The organism is Xanthomonas sp. MUS 060, from assembly GCF_000963215.1.
Classification (GTDB): domain Bacteria; phylum Pseudomonadota; class Gammaproteobacteria; order Xanthomonadales; family Xanthomonadaceae; genus Xanthomonas_A.
Genome location: NZ_JZIM01000009.1, coordinates 118,187 through 126,055 on the forward strand (window position 1 = coordinate 118,187; position 7,869 = coordinate 126,055).

Consider the following 7,869-nt stretch of genomic DNA (forward strand, 5'->3'; position numbering starts at 1 on the left):
ACGGTGCGCCGAACCGGCGCGCCTCAATGCAGCACATCCCACCCCATCTTGCCGATCAGCACCACCACCAACATCAGGAACAATCGCCGGATCAGCGGTGTGCCACCGCGCAGCGCCAGCCGCGTGCCAGTTACCGCGCCGGCCACGTTGGCCGCCGCCATCGGCAGCGCGGCGGCCAGCAGCACTTTCCCACTGGGCACGAAGAAGCACAGGGCGGCCAGGTTGGTCGCCAGATTGACCACCTTCGCCGCGGCCGAGGCGCGCAGAAAATCCAGGCCGAAGAAACGGATGAACAGGAAGATCAGGAAACTGCCAGTGCCCGGGCCGAAGAAGCCGTCGTAGAAGCCGATTGCCGCGCCCATCATCAGCGCGATCGCCAATTCGCGACGGCCGATGCGGCGTGGTCGGTGCAAGGCGCCGAAGTCCTTCTTGAGCAGGGTGTACCCCAGCATCGCGATCAGCAGCACCAGGATCAGCGGACGCACCGCCGATTTCGGCAACAGGCTGACCGCCGTGGCGCCGAGGAAAGAGAACGCGAACGCCGCCGCCGTCGCATACAGCACGGGTCTCCATGGCAAGCGCACATGGCGCGTGTAGCGCCAGGTGGCTGAGCCGGTGCCGGCCATCGAACTGAACTTGTTGGTCCCCAACAGCAGGGCCGGTGCCTGCTGCGGCAGGGTCGCAAATAGCCCCGGCAACTGGATCAAGCCGCCGCCGCCCACCGCCGCGTCCACCAGTCCGGCGCTGAAGGCGATGCACAGCAGCCATGGCAGTTCGGTGGGTAGCGATTCCAGCACGCGAAGGCTCCGCGCAAAAGGGTGGCCAGCATAGCGGTGTGCGCTAGGCATGATGCGTGTGGCGTGCAGGGCGTCGCCTTAGCCGGCACAATCGGTGGATGTCCCGGTCCGCCCCGCGCCTTACCGATCCCTGTCCCTGCGGCCGCTCGCGCGAATACGCGCAGTGCTGCGTGCCGTACCATGCCGGTGCCGCCGCGCCGGATGCCGAGTCGCTGATGCGTGCGCGCTACAGCGCCTATGTGCGCGGCGATGCTGATTACCTGCGCGCTAGTTGGCATCCGTCCACGCGCCCGGCGCAGGTGGAGATCGATCCGCGCACCGTCTGGCTCGGCCTCACCGTGCAGCGGGTCGTCAACATCGCCGAGGAGCGTGCAGAAGTCGTATTTCTGGCGCGTTATCGCATCGGTGGCGGCAGTGCGGTGCGCATGATCGAACACAGCCGTTTCGTGAGCGAGGACGGGTGTTGGTACTACCTCGATGCGCTGGATTGAGCGCCGCGTCGGCGTTGTGGCATGAATGGTGCGTGCGATGCGGTTGTTATGATGTTCGGCCTGCTGTCGGCGAGGAAGTTTCGATGATGCGTTTCGCTTGGGTCTTGCTGTGTGTGGTGCCGTGCGCTATCGCGCAAACGCCTTCCGCAGCACCGGCCACCGCATCCGTATCCGCAGCGGACCCGGCCTTCGCCACCTGCGTCGCCGGCCTGCGCACCGCCGCCGGCAAAAGTGGGGTGACGGCGGCGGCCTTCGATCGCTTCACCGCTGGTCTGCAAGCGGACATGAGCGTGTTGCCGTTGCTCGATGCCCAACCCGAGTTCACCACGCCGATCTGGGATTATCTGGCCGGCCTGGTCGATACCCAACGTATCGACGATGGTCGCGCGATGCTGAGCACGCATCGTGATCTGCTCGCGCACGTGGCGCAGCAATACGGTGTGGATGCAGCGACGGTGGTTGCGGTGTGGGGCGTGGAGAGCGACTACGGCCGCAGCACGGGCAAACGTCCATTGTTGGTGTCGCTGCTGACCTTGGCGTGCAACGGTCGCCGTCAGCCCTTCTTTCGTGGCGAACTGTTCGCGCTGCTCAAGCTGCTGCAAGCCGGCGATCTAAAGCCCGCGGGCCTGACCGGCTCGTGGGCCGGCGCGTTCGGCCATACCCAGTTCATGCCCAGCACCTACGCGCGTGTCGCGGTGGACGGCGATGGCGATGGTCGCCGCGACTTGGTCGCCAGTCTTCCCGACGCACTGGCCTCCACCGCGCACTACCTCGAGTTGTCCGGTTGGCGGAACGGACAGCCATGGGGGCTGGAGGTGAAGTTGCCGGACGGTTTCGATGCGACGCTGGCCGGACGCACGCAACGCCGTGCGCTGGCGGACTGGCGCGCACGCGGTGTGAGCGCCGCCGATGGCAGCGCCTTGCCCGCGCTGGAGGGGCAAATGCCGGCAGCGTTGCTGCTGCCCGCAGGTGTGCATGGTCCTGCGTTTCTGGTGTTCCGTAATTACGACGCCATCTATGCCTACAACGCCGCCGAAAGCTATGCGCTGGCGATTGCGTTGTTGTCCGACCGCCTCCGTGGCAAGCCCGGGTTGGTCGCCGCCTGGCCGACCGACGATCCCGGCCTGGGCCGTGCGCAGCGGCGCGAACTACAGACCCTGCTACTGGCACGCGGGTATGCAATCGGCCAGGCCGACGGCATGATCGGCACCGTCACTCGTCGCGCGATCCAGGCCGAGCAGCAACGGCTGGGCTTGCAGCCGGCCGATGGCCGCGCCGGGCAGCGCATCCTCGATGCGTTGCGCCGTGAGGCACCGGCGCCGCCTGCCAACAACGTGCCTTCCGCACCCGCCCGTTCGCCATCGCCATCCGTCGGCAAAGCGACCACACCGCACCGTCGCTCGCTCGCGCGTCTGGCGTTGTCCACAACATCCACCTGCCACGGAGCATGCGGCCCATGTCCGACGTCCCCGGTCTGAGCGTAGGTGATTTCCACGGTTATCCCGCGCTGTTGGTGGACACTGCGCAGTCCACCGCCGCGATCAGCCTGTTCGGCGGGCAGGTTCTCTCGTTCGTGCCCAAGGGCAATACCGACGTTTTGTGGCTGTCGCCGAGTGCGCAGCCGACCCCGACCCCGATCCGCGGTGGCACCCCGGTATGCTGGCCGTACTTCGGTCGCCAAGGCCAGACCGACGCCGTGCCCGCGCACGGTGTCGTGCGCACGGTGCTGTGGCAGCGACAGCAGGCGCAACGCGAGGCCGACGGCAGCCTGGTCTTGACCATGGCGCCGCTCGACGTCGGCGCGCTTTCATTGCGTTTGCGCCTGCATCTGCGGATCGGCGCCACCTTGGAGCAGCGGCTGATCACCGAGAACATCGGCACGGCGCCGGCACGCATCACCCAAGCCCTGCACAATTATTTCCGGGTCGCCGACGCCACCCAGGTGCGAGTGCAGGGCCTGGACGGGCTCCACTACCTGGACAAGTTCGACGGCTATGCCACGGTGCATCGCCAGCAGGACGATTGGACCTTGCAGGATCCGCGCGATCCAGGCCGTAGCGACCGTATCTACATCGATGCCGGCGGCCGCTACACCCTGCTCGATCCGGGCCTGCGCCGCTGCATTCAGATCGTCACCAGCGGCAGCCGCACCCTGGTGGCATGGAATCCGGGCGAAGCCGGCGCCCACGCGATGGTCGATGTGGGACCCCACTGGCGTCAGTTCGTCTGCCTGGAGCCGGCCAACGCCGGACCCGAGGTGATCGAACTGGCCCCCGGAGCCTGTCACGTGCTGCAGCAGACGATCGCCGTCGCGCCACTGTGAGGCGCCTGCACGGCGGCCGGTGTCGGGCGGTGTCTGCTGCGGTCTTACACCGTCCGTGGATGGTCTGATAACTGCTTGCACATCGCCTATGGCATGAACCGCTCAGTTTGTGTCGGTGGCGACGCGCTGGCTGTCTGGCAACTGACCATTGGCATTGCTACGCTGTGCTTTCTCTTCATCGCGGCCAATCGTGCTGCTGTTGCCAGCCGCCTCCATGATGCCGCCTCCCGATGGAATCGCCCTGCCGTTCACCGCATCGCGTCTGCTGCGCGAAGCCACCGCATCGCAGCACGAGGCTGTCGAACGCTTGCCAATGATGCGCGCCTTGATGAGTGGCGTCTTGTCCTTGTGCGATTACGCACAGCTATTGCGCCGCCACTATGCCGTGTTGGCCAGTTGGGAGCAGCGCGAGGCGGCTTGGCTACGCGATTGCGGCGATGCTCGATGGCGCTATCAACCGCGCAGCCCGTTGTTGGCTCAGGATCTGCTTGCGTTGCAGGTGCCGCCACCGACGCTGCTGCCGGCTCCCCCCGTGCACGCTGCCGGCAGCGGATGGGGCATGCTTTATGTGGTCGAGGGTTCGCGGTTGGGTGGGCGAGTGATTGCTCGGCAACTGCGCCAGCGTCTGCCCAGCGTTGCATCGGCCGTGCACTATTTCGAACTGGGCGACGCCGATCCAGATGCCTGGCGACATTTCCAGCAGCGGCTCGAACACGTCCTGACCACACCGACACAGCAGCAGGCCGCAGTTGACGGCGCGCGGGCCATGTTCGCGCATTTCCATACTCATATTGCCCTGGAGACTGTCGCATGAGCGATCCCGTCGCGCCTTTGGACATGGACGCGTGCGCGCGTGAGCCGATCCATATTCCCGGGTCGGTGCAGCCGTATGGTGTGTTGTTGGTGATCGAGCCGGACGATGGCCGCATCGTGCAGGCCAGCGCCACCGCCGCAGATCTATTCGGCCAGCCGCTGGATGAACTGCTTGGGCAGCGCTACGACAGCATCCTTGTGCTGGAGGATCCGCGCACGCGGCTGCTGCCTGATGCGACCGAGTCCAGTCACCTCGCCTATGTCGACATCGCCTTTCGGCGCGACACGGCCATGTCGGCACAACGCTGGGTTGGCGCTTGGCATCTGTATCCAGAGCAATGGCTACTGGAACTGGAACGACGCGATGCGCCACTGGCCGATGCCACCTTGCGCGAGGCGTTGCCGGTGCTGCGCCGGCTTGAGGCCGACACCAGCATCGAAGATGCCTGCCAGCGCGCCGCCAAGAGCTTGCGTGCTTTGATCGGCTACGACCGGGTGATGATCTACCGCTTCGATGAAGAGTGGAATGGCGATGTCGTGGCCGAGGCGCGCGCGGCGGAACTGGAGCCGTACCTCGGCCTGCACTACCCGGCCACCGATATCCCGGCACAGGCGCGCGCGCTGTATCTGCGTAATCGCGTGCGCCAGATCGTCGACGTCGGCTATGTTCCCACGCCCATCCAGCCGACCTTGCACCCGCGTCTGCACGCGCCGTTGGACCTTAGCGATGTCAGCCTGCGCAGCGTCTCACCGGTGCATTTGGAATACCTGGCCAACATGGGCGTCACCGCGACTTTGGTGACTTCCATCGTGGTCAACGATGCGCTATGGGGGTTGGTGGCCTGTCATCACTATCGCCCGTATTTCTGCAATCACGAGATGCGCGACGTCGCCGATGCGGTCAGCCGCGCGCTGGCCGGTCGGATCGGTGCGCTGACCGCGGTGGCGCGGGCACGCACCGAGTCGGTACTGCTGACCTTGCGCGAAAAACTGATCACCAATTTCAACGATGCCGAGATGCTGACCGCCAGCATGCTCGATGAGATGGCTTCGGATTTGCTTGATGTCGTGGATGCCGATGGTGTGGCGGTTTTCCACGGCGATCACGTCACCCGCCACGGCATGATGCCGGTGATCGCGGATCTGACCCGCATCCGCGAACAGATCGAGCATACCCACCACGAAGCCTTGCGGCACGATGCCGTCGGCGCACTGCACACCGATCAGATCGGCCAGACCTTTCCGGCGCTGGCCGATCTGGCCCCGCTCGCGGCTGGTTTCATCTTCGTGCCGTTGATGCCGCAGGCGCGCAGCGCCCTGCTATGGACCCGCCGCGAGCAGGTACGCACGGTTAACTGGGCCGGTAACCCACAGTTGGCCAAGTTGCAGGACATCCCCGACTCGCGCCTGTCGCCACGCAAGAGTTTCGACCTCTGGCAGGAAACCGTGCGCGGTCGTGCACAGCCCTGGTCGCCGCTGAGCTTGGAATCTGCGCGCAGTTTGCGCGTGCTGATCGAACTGATGGAGCGCAAGCGGTTCCAGCAGGATTTCGTGTTGCTGGAGGCCTCGCTGTCACGCTTGCGCGAGCCGGTGGCGATCGTCGAGCGCGGCAGCGAACACCGGCCTAGTTGTCTGGTGTTCGTCAACGATGCCTTCGCCTCGCTGTACCAGCGCGAGGTCGCCGAATTGATCGGTTGCGAGCTGGATCGGCTCTATGCCAGCAATGCCGTGCCAGAGGAAACGCAACGCATCGCCACCTTGTTGCGGCAGGGACGTGCGGCCTATGTCACCCTGCCGCTGCGTGTGGATGGCGCCGTCGCGATGCATCGTCAGTTTGATTTCGAACCGTTGCCCAATCCTTCCGGAATCCCCACGCATTGGCTGCTGCAACTGCGTGACCCGCGCTGAGTCGCAAGCTGGCGCATGCTCAGCGCTTGTATCGCCACAGCGCCATTGATCCTGCTCCGGCCAGTAGCCCCCACAGCGCCGCGCCGATGCCGAATAACGACAATCCCGATGCAGTCACCAGGAATGCGATCAGCGCTGGCTCGCGTTCGCGCTCCTCCCTCAGTGCCGAGGCCAGACTATTGCCGATGGTGCCGAACAGCGCGATGCCAGCGATTGCCATGATCAACTCTCTGGGAAGTGCGGCCAATAGCGCCGGACCGTGGCGCCGAAGACTCCGATGAAAAAATAGAACAGGCCAGCGGACACCGCGGCCATGTAGCGCCGCTGCGGATCTGCCTGTGCCTCGCGGCACAGGCAGATGGACGCGGTGATCGCCGCAAGATTCAGCGTAAAGGCACCGAACGGCGCCAGCAATACATTGATCACGCCGATCCAGCCCAGCGTCGGTGAGATCGGCACCGCGTAACCGGATGCGCGAATCGCCACCACGCCTGGCAGGTTCTGCGATGTCATCGTTACCACGAAAAGAGGCAATGCGATACCGAATAGCGCCTGCCAAGATAGCGTCGGCCACACCAGTGCCGGTCGCGTCAGACGCAACTGCACTGCCTCCAGATGCAGTGCGCCATTGCCGGTGGCGAACGCGATGCCGACCAGCAGCGTCGCGATCACCACATAGCGTGGGAACGCGCGGCGCCCGAGCAGATACACCGCGAACATCGTCAGTGCCATGCCGAGTTGATGCTGTATGGCCACGAACACATCCAGTCCGAAACGCAGCAGCACGCCTGCTAGCATCGCCGAGGCCAGCGATAGTGGAATGCGTCGCAACGCCCGTTCGAACAATCCGGAAAATCCGGCCACCGTCGTCAGTGCCGCTGCCAGTACGAAGCCGCCAATCGCATCGGACAACGGCAGCCCGCCGCCGCTAGCAATGAGCAACGCTGCGCCTGGCGTAGACCACGCGGTCAGCACCGGCATTCGGTAGCGCAGCGACAACCCGATGGAGGTCACCGAAATACCGAACCCCAGCGCCAACATCCAGGAGGCGATCTGCGCCTGCGAGGCGCCGAAAGTACGCGCGGCCTCGAACACGATCCCTGCCGAACTGGTGAAGCCGACCAATACCGTGACGAAGCCGGCGATCAGCGCGGAGAGAGAGGCGTCGCGCCAAGCGTCGCGTACTGCAGCAGACATACCGGGCCTCGCGGAAGAGCATGAGCGTTTCAACCGAGCCAGCATCGTGCGTCACAGGCGCAGCGCTTTGCATTGTCGGTATAGCGCATGGGATTGATAGGGCATCACGATACAGTCATGCGTGGGAGTCAGAAAAATGTTGACCTTTTTGCGCATCCCGTTAGACTGCGCGGCCCGCTTCGCAACTGCCTGGCTTCGGCCTGACAGAGGTAGGCGCGGAAGCGGAAACACTCGATGCACATTGGGTATTGACGCTAGAGAAAAAGCCGCTAAGATGACCGGCTCGCTTCAGCAAACGCCCAGGTGGTGGTGGCTGAGGCAACGTTAGCCACCTCGAATT

The 7,869-nt window shown here is 64.9% G+C and carries 4 protein-coding genes and 2 pseudogenes; 4 read left to right on the plus strand and 2 right to left on the minus strand.

Annotation, left to right across the window (positions count from 1 at the left end):
• Positions 1-23: 23 nt before the first annotated feature.
• Entirely contained in the window at positions 24-797 is a 774-nt protein-coding gene (locus XANALMUS060_RS10635; protein ID WP_045738376.1) for a TSUP family transporter, read from the minus strand.
• A gap of 98 nt (positions 798-895) precedes the next feature.
• Between XANALMUS060_RS10635 and XANALMUS060_RS10640 the strand changes: the two genes are divergently transcribed.
• The 4 genes and pseudogenes from XANALMUS060_RS10640 (at position 896) to bphP (ending at position 6,332) form a co-directional block, all read left to right on the plus strand.
• Positions 896-1,288, plus strand: coding sequence for a YchJ family metal-binding protein (locus XANALMUS060_RS10640; RefSeq protein ID WP_045738377.1), 393 nt, complete (start codon positions 896-898; stop codon positions 1,286-1,288).
• Positions 1,289-1,404: 116 nt separating this feature from the next.
• Positions 1,405-3,611, plus strand: a pseudogene (locus XANALMUS060_RS21995) (lytic murein transglycosylase).
• Positions 3,612-3,825: 214 nt separating this feature from the next.
• A complete protein-coding gene (locus XANALMUS060_RS10655; RefSeq protein WP_045738379.1) occupies positions 3,826-4,425 on the plus strand; it encodes a biliverdin-producing heme oxygenase in 600 nt (199 codons plus the stop codon).
• A complete protein-coding gene (bphP, locus tag XANALMUS060_RS10660) occupies positions 4,422-6,332 on the plus strand; it encodes a bacteriophytochrome BphP (protein WP_045738380.1) in 1,911 nt (636 codons plus the stop codon). Before XANALMUS060_RS10655 ends, bphP begins: the two co-directional genes overlap by 4 nt.
• A 19-nt stretch (positions 6,333-6,351) precedes the next feature.
• Here bphP and XANALMUS060_RS10665 read toward each other — a convergent pair.
• Positions 6,352-7,529, minus strand: a pseudogene (locus tag XANALMUS060_RS10665) (benzoate/H(+) symporter BenE family transporter).
• Between the last annotated feature and the right edge of the window lie 340 nt (positions 7,530-7,869).